Below are 14,078 nucleotides of genomic sequence, written 5' to 3'. Positions count from 1 at the left end.
TCCCAGCGAAGTGGCTGATGTTCGAGGAGAATCGGTGTGGTGAACTACGGGGCGGAAATTGAACGAATTGTCGAAGAGAGCCGCTGGCGATCAACCAAACTGCGGGAAGAGATAGCTGAGATCAACCAGCGCACGGCACAGAGGAGTCGCGCGTTAGCTGAGAAGTCTGCCAGCGAGATGCGTCAGTTCTGGGAAGACCACGGGGAAGAAATCCAGAGGGCGCAGGAACAAGCCGAGGCCGAAGCCGAGAATGAGCGGCTGGCTGCCGAGGAACGGGAGCGGCAAGAGGCCGAGGCTCGGGAGCAGCGGGACGCTATTGCTCGGTCGATGGCGGCGCGGCGGTCGAAGGATGTGGTTGCGCCGGTTGATGAGGATGACGAGGAAGCCCAGTACTACCAGCGGAAGAGTTGGTTGGTCTAGCTGGTTGGTCGGTAGGTGTATGAGGGCAGGACCTTGGTGACACCTTCCTGCAAGCGTGAGGCCGGCGGTCGGCCCGCCTGTGCCTGAGTGGGGGCGGTGATAGTTGTAGTGGATATTCCAGACCGCGATCGCTGCTGATCGGGCTTCCTCGCTGGTGAAGTCCCGGGCGTAAAGTAGTTCCTCGGACAGGATCCGTTGGTAGCGTTCAACTTTCCCGTTGTGGCGCGGGGTGTAGGGCTTGGTCTTCTGGTGCCGGGACTGGTTACAAACGATCCGTGCGAAGTCGCTGGAGCGGTAGCACGCTCCGTTGTCGGTGACGACGCGATGAATGTGTGTGATGCCGTGGGCGGCGAACCAGGCCTTCGCGCGGGTCAGGAACGCCGCTGCGGTCGCCCCCTTCTCGTCGAGTAGTGGCTCGGTGTAGGAGAGCCGGGAGTATCCGTCGATTGCCGAGTGCAGGTAGATGTACCCGCGCTTCGCGCCAGCTGATTTGGCGCGACCGACGGTCTTGGCCTGGTCGCTGTCGCGGCCATGGATGCGCCTGCCGCCACCGTCGGGGATCCGACCGACCTTCTTCACCTCCAGGTGCACCATGTGCCCGGGCCAGCGGACGGTGATCTTGCCTGGCTTGCGGTTGTTTGTCACCGCCCCGGTCGATGAAGCGGCGTTTTCCGAGACCGAGTCTGGTCAGATGCCGAGTCACTGTTCGGCGGTTGATCTCGCAGCCCAAGGCGGCAAGCTCATCAGTTATGCGTTGGGCAGACCGCTTGGGCTCGCGCCGGCCAGGTCTCGATCTGCTTGATGACCTCTGCTGGCGTCGCGTGAGGTCTCCAGCGTGGCGTCGAAGGCCGATCGAGGAGCCCGTCCTCGCCGTGTCGTCGCCATCGGTTCACCCACTTCGAAGCACAGGATCGCGAGATGCCCATTTCGGCGGCAACGTGTGCGATGGGGCGGGTCTTGCACCGCTCCACGAGGCGACGTCGGCCTGCGGCGGTCAGCGGCGCGTTTCGATGGGGCATCAGTCCTTCTTTCCGGCGTCGGGATACCCGACATGTCCGGGCTGATGTTGTTCTCCCAGAATGGCTGAAAGATGTTGCAGGAGTGTGCGCAGTGTGTGTTCGAGGTGGACCTGATCGTCGGTGGATATCCCGTCGAGTAGCTCGCATTCACGCTCCAGAACAGCGGCTACGAGGTCGTCGACTGTCGCGTGCCCGGCAGGAGTGAGTTCGACGTCGACCATTCGTGAATCACGGCGTCTTGTTCGCTTGACAAGTCCTTGCGCTTCCGCGCGATCCACGCGTTGGGTTATCGCCCCCGCAGTGATGAGGGAGGTGGTGGCCAGCTCACGGGTCGTCATCCGATACGGGCTGCCGTGGCGACGCAGCGTGGACAGCAGGTCGAGAGTGGCCATGTCCGCCCGCCGGCCGCGCAGTAGGCGGGCGCGGTCATCCCCCAGGAGTTTGGCGATGTGCCAAATGCGGGTCACAATTCCGATGGATCGTACCGGGGCGTCCGGCAGTTCCCGCACCCATGCCTCGGCGATCGCGTCTACAGGGTCGTTTGGTGTTGCGCCTTTCACCGGCCCTCCTGTTAGTCTCGTTTAGACCTAAACGTAGCAGGAGGAAAACGAATGCGCACTGTCGTCGTCACTGGTGGAGGCACAGGTATCGGCCGGGGGATTGCTACTCGATTCGCATCCGATGGATGTGACGTCATCATCACAGGCCGCCGCGGGGATGTCCTGAGGAAGGCGGCGGACGAGATCAGCGGCTCGGTCAAAGCGATCACCCTCGACGGGGCCGACCCTGAACAGACCGCCTCCATGGCGCGAGACATCGGTGCCGTCGATGTGCTGGTCAACAACGCGGGCGGCAATACCGATTTCGACAGGAAGGATCCCAGTGACCTGAGTGAAGTCGCCGAAGCATGGCGTCAAAACCTGGACAGCAACCTCATCACCGCGGTCTTGATGACGACAGCGTTGCTTCCTACCATGCCAAGGGGGTCGACCGTGATCACCATTGGATCCATCGCCGCTGACAAAGGGGCCGGCTCCTACGGAGCTGCCAAAGCAGCCGTCGCATCGTGGAACGTCGACCTAGCTCGACACGTCGGTGCCCGAGACATCACCGCCAACATCATCTCGCCCGGCTACATCGATGACACGGAGTTCTTCCGAGGCAACCTCACCGACGAACGCAGAGCATCACTTCTTGAAGCAACCATGACCAAGAGAGTGGGACGGCCCACCGATATCGCCGCTGCCGTCCACTTCCTTGCTTCACCCGGCGCACGCCAGATCACTGGACAGACCATCGCCGTTAACGGAGGTGAATGGACAACTCGCTAATCGCCGGCCCCTCCCGCTGTCCATCGCCGTCACGAACGTCCTGCCCCGCAACGGGTAGGCGGCGTTCGTAGAGAACGCCGGGGTGAGTGGCACATCAGTTGGGCAGCCCGAGTAGGTTGGGGCGGCTTTGGTGTCGGTCCGCCGAAGTACGCCCGTCGCGGCGGCAACGGCCCGGCAGTGTCGCCTGCTGCACCAGCACGCTGGTGTGCCACTGGAGGTGGCGGTCTGGCTGACGTGTGGGGCTTGATGTAAGCCGGCTGCGGGAGGCGAGTCGCGAGGTTGGGGTGGATCAGGGTGGGGTAGTGAGGATTTGGTCGGCGTTGGCATGTGGGCGACTTGGCGGCGGCGCGTCGTCGGGGCCGTATCGTCGCGCCGGGTGATCGTCGCGTGGGGGTGATTGTCAGGCTCGGCTGAGGGGTGGATCCGAGGCTGCGATTTCCGTGGCCGCGGATCGGTTCACCAATGCGGCGGGGCGCGGATCGGCTTACTTGCGCAGTAGCGATACCAGCTGGCCCAGCTTCGCCGGGCTCGGCTTGTCGACCGGCACCTCGGCGGCGGTGGGGTCGATGAGGTGGGTGTGGGGGATGGAGGTTTCGGGGTCGGCGAAGGGGGCGTAGGTTTTGTCGCCCTGCACTGTGGCGAGCAGATAGCCGGTGAGTAGGGCTCGGGTGGTTCGGGTGGTTTTGTGCTCGTGTTTGCCTGCGCCGAGTAGGGCCATCAGGCGGCGGCCTTCGGCCAGGCCGTCGGCGGAGGCCTTGTCGATCGTGCGCAGCAGCATCGGGCCGCCCCAGGCTGCGGCCAGGGGGATGGCGTTGGAGTTGGTGGAGCGGAGGTCGGTGGCGCCCGCGAGGATGAGAGCGGGGGTGTCGATGTCGGCGGCGATGGGTTCGGCTGCGGGGGCCGTTGGAGCCGGGAAGAGGGCGGCTACGGCGGCTACGCGGCGCTGGGCTGCGGCGATGACGGCCGCACCGGCACCCATGCCGTGGCCGGCCAGCACCAGGCGGTCGGGGTGGACGCTGATATCGCCGTCGCCGAGGCGGACGCCCGCGCAGATGTCGAGGGTGGTGAGCAGGTCGGTGGCCAGACCCAGGTGGGAGGGGATGGGGCCGCGTTCGGTGTCGGGGGCGGCGGTGACGAAACCCCAGGACGCCAGGTGTTCGAGCAGGGTCCGGTAGTGGTCGGAGCCGGTCATCCAACCGTGGCCGAACGCGATCGCGGGTAGGTTTCTCCCGGATTCGGGGGTGTACACGACGCCGGGCTGGCCCGCGATGGCCAGGTTGCCGCGCAGCACCCGATGCGGGCCGCGGCTGGTCAGGGTGCTCAGGAGGGATTTCACAGACGCCGACACGACGTGAACGTTATCCGATAAGTACTCTGGTGAGCCATGTGCGGAATCGTGGGGTACGTCGGGTACCGGGATGCTCTCGGCGTCGTCGTCGACGCATTGCGCCGCATGGAATATCGCGGATACGACTCGGCCGGTGTCGCGATCCTCGACGGCGCGGGCGCGATCGCGGTGGAACGCAAGGCCGGTCGCCTCGCGAATCTGGAGGCTGAGCTGGGCGAAGCCGGTGCGGGCGCGTTCGCCGGCAGCACCGGTATGGGGCACACCCGCTGGGCAACGCACGGTGCGCCGACCGACCGCAACGCCCATCCGCATCGGGACGAGGCGGGCGCCGTCGCCGTGGTGCACAACGGCATCATCGAGAATTTCGCGCCGCTGCGTCGCGAACTCGAGGAAGCCGGTGTCGAGCTGCGCAGCGACACCGACACCGAGGTGGCGGTGCATCTGGTGGCCCGCGCCTACGCGCAGGGGCCGACCGCGGGCGATTTCGAGGCGAGCGCGCTGGCGGTGCTGCGCCGCCTCGAGGGTGCGTTCACGCTGGTCTTCACCCACGCCGAACATCCGGACAAGATCATCGCCGCGCGGCGATCCACCCCGCTGGTGGTGGGTGTGGGCAAGGGCGAGATGTTCATCGCCTCGGATGTGACGGCGTTCATCGAGCACACCCGCGAGGCGGTGGAACTCGGCCAGGACCAGGCCGTGGTGATCACCACCGACAGCTACCGGGTCACCGACTTCGCCGGTAACGACGCGGGCTCGCGCACCAGGCCGTTCACCATCGACTGGGATCTGGCCGCCGCCGAAAAGGGCGGGCACGACTACTTCATGCTCAAGGAGATCGAGGAGCAGCCCGCCGCGGTCGCCGAAACCCTGATGGGGCATTTCGACACCAGCCACGGCGGCTCCGGGCGCATCGTGCTCGATGAGCAGCGCCTGGCCGATCAGGAGCTGCGTGACGTCGACAAGGTCTTCGTCGTCGCCTGCGGCAGCGCCTACCATTCCGGTCTGCTGGCCAAGTACGCGATCGAGCACTGGACCAGACTGCCCGTCGAGGTGGAGCTGGCCAGTGAATTCCGCTACCGCGACCCGGTGCTGGACCGCTCCACGCTGGTGGTGGCGGTATCGCAATCGGGTGAAACCGCCGACACGCTTGAGGCAGTGCGCCACGCCAAGGAGCAGAAGGCGCGCGTGCTGGCGATCTGCAATACCAATGGCGCCCAGATTCCCCGTGAATCCGATGCGGTGCTCTACACACGGGCCGGGCCGGAGATCGGCGTCGCCTCCACCAAGGCGTTCCTGGCCCAGGTGACCGCCAATTACCTGGTGGGGCTGGCCTTGGCGCAGGCGCGCGGGACCAAATACCCCGACGAGGTGGCCCGCGAGTTCGCCGAACTGGAGGCCATGCCGAAGCTGGTCTCGCGAGTGCTGGAGACGGCGCCGCAGGTGCGTGCGATCGCACGTGAGCTGGCGCAGGTGCCGACGGTGCTGTTCCTCGGTCGCCATGTGGGCTATCCGGTGGCGCTCGAGGGTGCGCTCAAGCTCAAAGAGCTGGCGTATATGCATGCGGAGGGATTCGCGGCGGGTGAACTCAAGCACGGTCCGATCGCCCTGATCGAGGACGGGCTGCCGGTGATCGTGGTGATGCCCTCGCCGAAGGGCCGCGCGGTGCTGCATTCGAAGCTGCTGAGCAATATCCGCGAGATTCAGGCGCGTGGTGCGCGCACGATCGTCATCGCGGAGGAGGGCGACGATACGGTGCGGCCCTTCGCCGACGATCTGATCGAGATCCCGTCCGCGCCGACGCTGTTCCAGCCGCTGCTGTCGACGATCCCGCTCCAGATCTTCGCCGCCGAGGTGGCGCAGGCACGCGGATACGACGTCGACAAGCCACGCAACCTGGCGAAATCGGTCACGGTCGAATAAGACAGCCACCGACCCAGGCCCTCCATCACCCGAGTCGGTGGCCCACTCCCGCGCCTACTCGCCACCCCTACACCCAGCCGAAGGCGTCGAGTGGCACCTGGCTGCGGATCGCGCGAGTAGGCCCCGCACTGAGGTGCCACTCGCGGCCGAGTCAGGCGGCTGTTGGGGTGCTTTCGGTTGGTTGTGGTGTCGTGATCGGGGTGTGGTTGTGCACTGGGGTCGGGGTTTGGCGGCGTTCCAGCGTCGCCGAGGTGATGGCCAGCCCAAGGGCGCTCGCGGCGAGCAGCGCGCCCACCCAGTTGGGTGCGGTGTAACCGAAGCCCGCGGAGATGGCGAGTCCGCCGAGCCACGCCGCCAGGGCGTTGCCCAGGTTGAATGCGCCGATATTGATCGCGGAGGCCAGGGTCGGTGCGCCCGCGGCCTGATCGAGCACGCGCTTCTGCAACGGTGGGACGGTGGCGAAGCCGAGCGCCCCGATGAGTACCACGGTGACGGCGGCGAGCGGTTTGCTGTGCGCGGTGAGGGTGAAGACTGCGAGAACCGCGGCGAGTAGCCCGAGCGCGATGTAGAGCATCGGCATCAGATGACGATCGGCATAACGTCCGCCGATCAGATTGCCCGCGAACATGCCGAGTCCGAACAGGACGAGCAGCCAGGTCACCGAGCTGTCGGCGTATCCGGTGACCTCGGTCATCATCGGCGCGAGATAGGTGATCGCGGCGAACACACCACCGAAGCCGAGGACTGTCATGGCCATGGCGAGCAACACCTGCGGATTGGCCAGCGCCGAGAATTCCGACCGCAGCCGGGCCTCTCGCGGTGCGGGCTGTTCGGGGATCAGCGCGGCGACGCCGACCGCCCCGATGACGCCGATCACGGCCACCAGCGCGAAGGTGAGTCGCCAACCGAACTGCTGGCCGAGCAGCGTGCCGAGCGGTACACCGACGACGGTCGCGGCGGTGAGCCCGGTGAACATGATCGCGATGGCGCCCGCCTTGCGTTCGGCGGCCACCAGACTGCCCGCGACGACCGCGCCGATGCCGAAGAACGCGCCGTGCGCCAACGAGGCGACGATCCGACCGGTCAGCATGAGCGCGAAGCTCGGCGCCACCGCCGACAGCAGATTTCCGGCGATCAGCAGCAGCAATGATCCGAGCAGCATGCGTTTGCGAGAGACGCGGGTGCCGAGACCGGTCATGACCGGCGCACCCGCGACGACGCCGAGTGCGTATCCGGTGACCAGCAGGCCCGCGGTGGGGATGGACACCGCGTAATCGGCCGCGATATCGGGCAGCAGTCCGACGATGACGAATTCGGTGGTGCCGATGGCGAACGCCCCGAGGGTGAGGGCGAGCAGGGCGAGCGGCATGGGTAGCGCCTCCACTTGATGTTGCGTGTGATCTTTACACGCGTAGACAATAATTGCATAGGCATTTAATTGCAAGCGCGGGCTATTTCGGTAGTCATCTATCCTGGGCAGGAGAGTTCCGAGGGAAGGACCACCATGACCGCCGATGCCGCCCTCACCGGCCTCGCCGACGGCTGGTACGCGCTGTCGCTGCTGCACGACCGGATCGAGGCGCATATCGAACGCGCCCTACAGGCCGGTCACGATCTGAGTGTGCGCGAATACTCGCTGTTGGTCGTGCTGTCCCGGCAGCACGATGGACCGGGCGGACATCTGCGGATGCATCAGGTGGCCGAGGCCGTCGTCTTGAGTCAGAGCGCCACCACGCGGCTGGTCTCGCGGCTGGAGGACCGGGGCCTGCTCCAGCGCTACCTGTGCCCTGACGATCGCCGCGGCATCTACACCGACGTCACGCCGCAGGGACTCGAGCTGCTCGAACATGCCCGCCCGACCCATGACGACGCGCTGACGAGCGCATTGCAGCAGGCCGCCGCGAACCCGGAACTGGCGCCGCTGGTGTCGGCGGTCGAGGCGTTGAACGCGGGGAGCCCGCGCACTCGCGACTATCGTCCCGTCTGAGAGCTACGCGACGGTGATGGTGCCCCGCATATCCGGGTGGATGGGGCACAGGTACCGGAAGGAGCCGGCCGTGGTGAAGGTGTGGCTCCACTCGCCCTCGGTGAACAGCGGGCTGTTGATGCCCATCGCCTTGTCGCCGATGCCCTGCACGCCGTGTACCGCGCTGTCCTCGAACTTCCAGGTAACGGTGTCGCCGACCGAAATGGTGAGGTCGGCGGGGGAGAAGGTCATATCGTCGACGGTGACGACGAAGGTCTGCGCCCGCCCGTCGTCGGCGGCCGGAGCCGAGGTGGCGGCCGAGGTTGCGGTGGTCGTCGGTGCGGCGCCGGAATCGTCGTCGGAGCCGCATCCGGACAGCAGCGCCGCCAGAACGAATCCTGCGGTGAGGACGGAGATGGCGTGACGACGGGGCGTTGGCATGAAGGCCAAGCGTAGTCTGCTGACGTCACGGCCCGAGCAACCAGTGGAGGTGCGTGTCCGATGTCCTCGCAGCGTGGTTATTTCACCGTCGACGCGGTCCGGGCGGCCGAGGCGGAACTGTTCACCAGGGTCGCCGCGGGTGTGCCGATGCGGCGCGCGGCCTATGGGTTGGCGACCGTGGTCGCGGGGGAACTGCGCACCCGCACCGGGGGTGTGGCCGGGCGGTCGGTGACGCTGCTGGTCGGATCTGGTGACAACGGCGGTGATGCGTTGTGGGCCGGGTACTTCCTGCGACGGCGCGGGGTCGCGGTCGGCGCGGTGCTGTTGAACCCGGATCGTGCCCATGCGGAAGGCCTTGCCGCCCTGCGGAAAGCCGGAGGTCGGGTGCGCTCGGAGGTCGGTGCTCCCGATCTGGTGATCGATGGGATCGTCGGGATTTCCGGGCGTGGTTCGTTGCGACCGGACGCGGCGGAGATCGTGTCCGGGATCGAGGCGCCGATCGTGGCGGCGGATCTGCCGAGCGGAGTCGACCCCGATACCGGCGCGGTGCACGGGCCCGCGGTGCGCGCGCAGGTGACGGTGAGCTTCGGCGCCCTCAAACCGGTGCACGCACTGGCGGCCGCATGGTGTGGGCGAATCGAGCTGGTGCCCATCGGATTACAGCTCCCCGCCCCGGATCTCGCCGCGCTGGAACCACGCGATATCGGTGCGCGATGGCCGGTGCCCGGCGCGGCCGACGACAAGTACAGCCAAGGTGTCACCGGGATCTGCGCGGGTAGCGCGGCGTATCCGGGCGCGGCGGTGCTGTGTACCGGCGCCGCGGTCGCCGCGACGTCCGGCATGGTGCGCTACGCGGGAACCGGTGCGGGGGATGTGGTCGCGGCATACCCGGAGGTCGTCGCCGCCCGCAATATCGCCTCGACCGGCCGGGTCCAAGCGTGGGTGTTCGGGCCCGGTGCCGGTACCGATGACGGTGCGTGGGCCCGGCTGACCCAGATCCTGTCGACCGACCTGCCGGTGGTCGTCGATGCCGATGGCCTGACCCTGCTCGCCGAGCACCCCGCCATGGTGCGCGACCGCACCGCGCCGACGGTGCTGACGCCGCACGCCGGAGAGTTCGCCCGCCTCACCGGGCAGCCGCTCGGTGACGATCGAGTCGCGGCCGTCCGCGAACTGGCCGAGTCGTGGGGCGCGACGGTACTGCTCAAAGGGCGCGCCACCTTGATCGCCGCACCCGGCGGTCCCGTCCTGGTGAACGAGGCGGGCGGTTCGTGGGCGTCCACCGCTGGTGCCGGTGACGTGCTGTCTGGTGTGATCGGCGCGCTGCTCGCCGCAGGACGGGAACCCGCCTGGTCCGCCGCCGCGGCCGCCCGCGTCCACGCCCTCGCCGCCAACCTCGCCGCCGCCGAAGGCCCCGCCGCCGCACCGATCTCCGCATCTCCGCTGCTGCACCGCCTCCGCCCTGCGATCCGCACGCTGCGCGCTCTCGCCGGGTGAGTGTTCGGGATCGCCAGCACGGCAACGTCGTTGGCCAGGTAGCTCCGGTGGAGCGACCGGACCTGTGCGCCTTCGCCGATTCGACGCACGGACAGCTGTGGCTGACTCGCTGCGCCGGTGTGCAACCGGTAGGTCGCGTGCTGTGGGTGGCCCGCCTGCTGCGGAAGGTATGTCGTACGGCCGTCGCAGCGGCGGGCCGAACGAACGAGGTCGTCGACGCACCGCTATACGTATGTCGCCGGTCGCCGAAGAATCCGTAGTTGTAGCTTCAAGTCGATGATTGCGTCCCGACGAATCTCAGGTGGTCGATCACCGTCGGCGACCGCGTTGGTGGCAGGATCGGGAATCGTGAATGCGCAAGTGGAGACGGTTGTCGATCTGGATGCCATCGCTCATAACGTGCGGATCCTGCGTGAACACGCCGGCGATGCGGCGGTGATGACGGTGGTGAAGGCCGACGGCTACAACCATGGCGCGGTCGAGGTCGGTCGGGCGGCGCTGGCGGCGGGGGCGGCCGAACTGGGCGTCACCACCATCAGCGAGGCGGTGCAGCTGCGCGCGGCGGGGATCACCGCCCCGATCCTGTGCTGGCTCAACAACTCCGACGCCGATTACGGTGCGGGGATCGCCGCCGATATCGAGATCGGTGTCTCCTCGATATCGCAGTTGCGGGCGGTGGAGGCGGCGGCGCGGCGGCTCGGGCGTACAGCGACCCTCACCCTCAAGGTCGATACCGGGCTCAACCGCAATGGCGTCTCGGTCACCGAATACCGTGACGTCCTCACCGCGCTGCGCCCGCTGCTCGATGAGCAGGTGCTGCGATTGCGGGCGATCTTCTCCCATCTGGCCCACGCCGACGAGCCGCACCATCCCACCATCGACGTCCAGCGCGACCGCTTCGTCGACGCCATCGCCACCGCCAAGGAATACGGTCTGGTGCCCGAGGTGACGCACTTGGCCAACTCGGCCGCCACCCTGACCCGCCCCGACCTCGCCTTCGATATGGTGCGGCCCGGTATCGCGATGTACGGCCTGTCGCCGGTCCCCGAACTCGGCGATTTCGGGCTACGCCCCGCGATGACCTTCCAGGCGGAGGTCTCGCTGATCAAGCGCGTCGCCGCCGGTGAGGGTGTGTCCTACGGGCATGAATGGATCGCACCGCACGACACCACCGTCGCGCTCATCCCGGCCGGATACGCCGACGGCGTCGCACGCCGTCTGGGCGGGCGCTGCCAGGTGTGGGTACGTGGCGCACGCCGCCCGAGCATCGGGCGGGTGTGTATGGACCAGCTGGTCATCGACCTCGGCGACAACCTCGACGGCGTCACCGAAGGCGATACCGCGATCCTGTTCGGCACCGGAGAATCCGGCGAACCACACGCCCAGGACTGGGCCGACCTACTCGACACCATCCACTACGAAGTGGTGTGTTCACCCCGCGGCCGTGTGGTGCGCCGCTTCCGTGGCGGTCCGCGGTGAGCCGCCGCCGGGTGACCGTCCTGCGCGGCGGTATGGCGACAGCGGGCCTGGTCGGAGCGTTGGCGGGCGTGCACGCGCTGCGTCGCGCCGGGGCGCGGGTGCTGGTACCGGTGAGCCGCGACCCCTACCGCGGTGAGGATTTCTCGCTCATCGACGCCGACCCCGCCGGCGAGGTCGCCGCCGACGACGGCGTGCTGCTCGCCACCAGGGAATGCGGTCCCGCCGACGCGCCGGTCACCGTGGTATTCGTGCACGGCTTCTGCAACACCATGGAGTCGTTCCACTTCCAGCGCCGCCACCTCGAACAACGCTGGGGCACGCAGGTGCGGATGGTGCTGTTCGACCTGCGCGGTCACGGGCGTTCGGGAACTCCGGCGACCGAGACCTGCACCGTCGGCCAGCTCGGCCGTGATCTGGTGCGCGTCATCGAGGCGAAGGCACCGCACGGCCCGCTGGTGCTGGTCGGGCATTCGCTGGGCGGAATGGCGGTCCTCGCGGCGGCGGCGCAGTTCCCCGAGCTGTTCGGGCGTCGGGTGGCTGGTGTCGCGCTGCTGTCGACGGCGGCGGCCGAGGTGGCGAGCGCGGGTATCGGGCAGTTGTTGCGCAATCCGGCGCTCGACGGGTTCCGTATGGCGGTGCACACCGCGCCCGCGCTGGTGCAGACCGGGCGGGTGACGGCCAAACATGTGATCACGCCGATCTTGCATGTCAGCTCGTTCCATGGACCGGTGAGCCCGACACTGTCGCGGTTCGCCACGCTGATGATCGACCGCACCCCCGTCGAGACGATCGTCAAATTCCTGAAGGCGATCGAACTGCACGACGAGTCGGCCGCGCTGCCGGTGCTCGCCGATATCCCGGTGCTGATCATGGGCGGCAAACACGATCTGGTCATCCCGTTCCGCAACTCGCGTGCCCTGGCCCGCGAGCTACCCGGCGCCGAACTCGTCGCACTGCCGGACGCCGCGCATATGCCGCAACTGCAATTCCCCGAGCTGATCGACGCCGCCCTCGACCGGCTGCTGCTGCGGGCGGGCGTCGTCTCCGAGACCGAGGCACCGGAGGTGACCGGTGACTGAACCACACCGTCGAGTCCTGCCCACCGTGGACGACACCGAGGCGCTCGGCCGGGAACTGGCCGCTGGCCTCACCGCGGGCGATCTCGTGGTGCTCGACGGTCCGCTCGGTGCGGGCAAGACCGCGCTGACCCGAGGGATCGCCGCCGGACTCGGGGTACAGGGGCGGGTCAGCTCGCCGACGTTCATCATCGCCCGCAGACATCGCGCGGGTGAGCGCCGCGACGCCGCGCCGGTGGCGCTGGTGCACGTCGATGCCTACCGCCTCGGCGGTGGACTGGACGAACTCGACGCCCTCGATCTGGACACCGATCTGCACGATGCCGTGGTGGTCGTCGAATGGGGCGGCGGTGTCGTGGAACATCTGTCCGACCGGCATCTGCGGGTGCGGCTGGCCCGCGATCCCGAATCGGAGGTGCGCACCGCGACCTGGGAATGGGTTGAACGCCAAGACGATCCGGCCGCGGATCAGGTATAGCGTCGCCGTTACGCGAGCCAGGTGTCGACTCATCGAGAGGAGCAGCTCTCGCTGTGGCCCCTGAGACCACCGCGCCCGGCCGCCGCATGTGCCATGTGCTCGGGCCGTTCTCGAGTGCGCCCTGCTGCCTCGGGCTGCGGCCCGGCCACTGACGCCGGGCGGGCGTGTCCCGACTCGGCTCCGGCCGTGCCCACCGGCGCCGGCTGCGTCGGTGGGGCGTACCTGCGCCAGTCACGACCACCCGCCACACCATCCGAGGTGGCCCCGCAACGCTGTGACGTGGGCAACCTCGCGCGGTAGGAGTGCGCACGCATCTCGGCCGCGACCCTCATGGCTGCGCGGCGCGTGGGGACCAACCGGTATCGTTGGGCCAATCATGCTTGTACTTGCTGTCGACACCGCGACGCCCGCCGTTACAGCGGGATTGGTGGAATTGGAGCAGTCCGCGGCCGGTGCGCAGGCACCGGCCGACGTGCGCACCATCGCCGTCCGGGTGCGGGTCGACGCCCGCGCCCACGCCGAGGTGCTCACCCCGCAGATCCTCGAATGCCTCACCGAGGCAGGCCGTTCCAGGACCGATATCGCGGCCGTAGTGGTCGGTATCGGTCCTGGCCCGTTCACCGGATTGCGGGTCGGTATGGCGACGGCGGCCGCCTTCGGCGACGCGCTCGGCATCCCGGTGTACGGCGTGTGCAGCCTGGACGCGATCGCCGCCGACGGCGCCCGCGATCTGGCCCCCGGCGCGGAGCTGCTCGTGGTCACCGACGCCCGCCGCCGCGAGGTGTATTCCGCGCGCTATCGCGAGGACGTGCCGTGGGCGCAGGGCGGTATCGGCAGCCGCGTCGCGGGCCCGGACGTCGGCAAACCGGGTGAGCTGGACGCCGAGCAGGCGACCGTCATCGCGGGATCGGCGTCCCATGTGGATCTGTTCGACCTGCCGGTCCTTCCGGTGGAGACCCCGTCACCGGCCGGACTCGTACGCGTCGCCGCACCCGCGGTGCTGGCACGCGCCGTGCCCGAACCGCTGGTCCCGCTGTATCTGCGCAGGCCCGACGCGGTCGAGAAGAGCTACCGCACCCTCGATCGGACGGGGGCGTAGGCGT

At 68.0% G+C, this 14,078-nt stretch carries 13 protein-coding genes and 1 pseudogene; 9 read left to right on the top strand and 5 right to left on the bottom strand.

Annotated features, from left to right (window positions below):
* The first annotated feature begins 36 nt into the window (after positions 1 to 36).
* Positions 37 to 420 (top strand): hypothetical protein, encoded by a 384-nt coding sequence (locus QH168_RS08530; protein ID WP_280233983.1) that lies wholly within the window; start codon positions 37 to 39, stop codon positions 418 to 420.
* On the opposite strand, the pseudogene QH168_RS08525 reads toward QH168_RS08530, so the two are convergent.
* Together QH168_RS08525 and QH168_RS08520 are read right to left on the bottom strand one after the other, a co-directional pair.
* Positions 417 to 1,439, bottom strand: a pseudogene (locus tag QH168_RS08525) (IS481 family transposase). The gene QH168_RS08530 and the pseudogene QH168_RS08525 overlap by 4 nt on opposite strands.
* Positions 1,439 to 1,999: a MarR family winged helix-turn-helix transcriptional regulator gene (locus QH168_RS08520; RefSeq protein ID WP_280233982.1), complete on the bottom strand. Its 561-nt coding sequence runs from the start codon at positions 1,997 to 1,999 to the stop codon at positions 1,439 to 1,441. The pseudogene QH168_RS08525 and the gene QH168_RS08520 overlap by 1 nt, the downstream one beginning before the upstream one ends.
* Before the next feature lie 51 nt (positions 2,000 to 2,050).
* Here QH168_RS08520 and QH168_RS08515 point away from each other — a divergent pair, with 51 nt between their 5' ends.
* Positions 2,051 to 2,770 carry an SDR family NAD(P)-dependent oxidoreductase gene (locus QH168_RS08515; RefSeq protein ID WP_280233981.1) on the top strand — a complete coding sequence of 240 codons (720 nt, stop codon included), beginning with the start codon at positions 2,051 to 2,053 and terminating at the stop codon, positions 2,768 to 2,770.
* A gap of 484 nt (positions 2,771 to 3,254) precedes the next feature.
* Here the strand turns inward: QH168_RS08515 and QH168_RS08510 are convergent, their stop codons facing one another.
* On the bottom strand, positions 3,255 to 4,118 hold the full coding sequence (locus QH168_RS08510; protein WP_280233980.1) for a chlorophyllase/cutinase-like alpha/beta fold protein: 864 nt from the start codon (positions 4,116 to 4,118) through the stop codon (positions 3,255 to 3,257).
* A gap of 36 nt (positions 4,119 to 4,154) precedes the next feature.
* Between QH168_RS08510 and glmS the strand changes: the two genes are divergently transcribed.
* A complete protein-coding gene (glmS, locus tag QH168_RS08505) occupies positions 4,155 to 6,038 on the top strand; it encodes a glutamine--fructose-6-phosphate transaminase (isomerizing) (RefSeq protein WP_280233979.1) in 1,884 nt (627 codons plus the stop codon).
* Between the two features lie 151 nt (positions 6,039 to 6,189).
* On the opposite strand, the gene QH168_RS08500 is transcribed toward glmS, so the two are convergent.
* A complete protein-coding gene (locus QH168_RS08500) occupies positions 6,190 to 7,407 on the bottom strand; it encodes an MFS transporter (protein ID WP_280233978.1) in 1,218 nt (405 codons plus the stop codon).
* Positions 7,408 to 7,542: 135 nt separating this feature from the next.
* On the opposite strand from QH168_RS08500, the gene QH168_RS08495 reads away from it, so the two are divergent.
* A complete protein-coding gene (locus QH168_RS08495) occupies positions 7,543 to 8,025 on the top strand; it encodes a MarR family winged helix-turn-helix transcriptional regulator (RefSeq protein ID WP_280233977.1) in 483 nt (160 codons plus the stop codon).
* 3 nt (positions 8,026 to 8,028) lie between these two features.
* On the opposite strand, the gene QH168_RS08490 is transcribed toward QH168_RS08495, so the two are convergent.
* The gene (locus QH168_RS08490) at positions 8,029 to 8,445 is read right to left on the bottom strand and encodes a cupredoxin domain-containing protein (RefSeq protein ID WP_280233976.1); all 417 of its coding nucleotides are present in this window, start codon (positions 8,443 to 8,445) and stop codon (positions 8,029 to 8,031) included.
* A gap of 60 nt (positions 8,446 to 8,505) precedes the next feature.
* On the opposite strand from QH168_RS08490, the gene QH168_RS08485 reads away from it, so the two are divergent.
* The 5 genes from QH168_RS08485 (at position 8,506) to tsaB (ending at position 14,074) form a co-directional block, all read left to right on the top strand.
* Positions 8,506 to 9,942, top strand: coding sequence for an NAD(P)H-hydrate dehydratase (locus QH168_RS08485; RefSeq protein ID WP_280233975.1), 1,437 nt, complete (start codon positions 8,506 to 8,508; stop codon positions 9,940 to 9,942).
* 276 nt (positions 9,943 to 10,218) lie between these two features.
* A complete protein-coding gene (gene alr, locus QH168_RS08480) occupies positions 10,219 to 11,421 on the top strand; it encodes an alanine racemase (protein ID WP_432421062.1) in 1,203 nt (400 codons plus the stop codon).
* Positions 11,418 to 12,500 carry an alpha/beta fold hydrolase gene (locus QH168_RS08475; RefSeq protein ID WP_280233973.1) on the top strand — a complete coding sequence of 361 codons (1,083 nt, stop codon included), beginning with the start codon at positions 11,418 to 11,420 and terminating at the stop codon, positions 12,498 to 12,500. The genes alr and QH168_RS08475 overlap by 4 nt, the downstream gene beginning before the upstream one ends.
* The gene (tsaE, locus tag QH168_RS08470; RefSeq protein ID WP_280233972.1) at positions 12,493 to 12,975 is read left to right on the top strand and encodes a tRNA (adenosine(37)-N6)-threonylcarbamoyltransferase complex ATPase subunit type 1 TsaE; all 483 of its coding nucleotides are present in this window, start codon (positions 12,493 to 12,495) and stop codon (positions 12,973 to 12,975) included. The genes QH168_RS08475 and tsaE overlap by 8 nt, the downstream gene beginning before the upstream one ends.
* A gap of 376 nt (positions 12,976 to 13,351) precedes the next feature.
* Positions 13,352 to 14,074, top strand: coding sequence for a tRNA (adenosine(37)-N6)-threonylcarbamoyltransferase complex dimerization subunit type 1 TsaB (gene tsaB / locus QH168_RS08465; RefSeq protein WP_280233971.1), 723 nt, complete (start codon positions 13,352 to 13,354; stop codon positions 14,072 to 14,074).
* The last annotated feature ends 4 nt before the right edge of the window (positions 14,075 to 14,078 follow it).

It is taken from the genome of Nocardia cyriacigeorgica, assembly GCF_029868385.1.
Taxonomy (GTDB): Bacteria; Actinomycetota; Actinomycetes; order Mycobacteriales; family Mycobacteriaceae; genus Nocardia; species Nocardia cyriacigeorgica_F.
The sequence above is the reverse complement of the archived record's forward strand: the minus strand, read 5'-3'. Positions and strand labels throughout refer to the sequence as shown.

Excerpts from the sequence above, each read along its gene's own strand:
- QH168_RS08495 (WP_280233977.1), top strand. The coding sequence starts at position 7,543 with ATGACCGCCGATGCCGCCCTCACCGGCCTCGCCGACGGCTGGTACGCG.
- tsaB (WP_280233971.1), top strand. The coding sequence starts at position 13,352 with ATGCTTGTACTTGCTGTCGACACCGCGACGCCCGCCGTTACAGCGGGA.
- QH168_RS08485 (WP_280233975.1), top strand. The coding sequence starts at position 8,506 with ATGTCCTCGCAGCGTGGTTATTTCACCGTCGACGCGGTCCGGGCGGCC.
- alr (WP_432421062.1), top strand. The coding sequence starts at position 10,219 with ATGATTGCGTCCCGACGAATCTCAGGTGGTCGATCACCGTCGGCGACC.
- glmS (WP_280233979.1), top strand. The coding sequence starts at position 4,155 with ATGTGCGGAATCGTGGGGTACGTCGGGTACCGGGATGCTCTCGGCGTC.
- QH168_RS08515 (WP_280233981.1), top strand. The coding sequence starts at position 2,051 with ATGCGCACTGTCGTCGTCACTGGTGGAGGCACAGGTATCGGCCGGGGG.
- QH168_RS08500 (WP_280233978.1), bottom strand. The coding sequence starts at position 7,407 with ATGCCGCTCGCCCTGCTCGCCCTCACCCTCGGGGCGTTCGCCATCGGC.
- QH168_RS08490 (WP_280233976.1), bottom strand. The coding sequence starts at position 8,445 with ATGCCAACGCCCCGTCGTCACGCCATCTCCGTCCTCACCGCAGGATTC.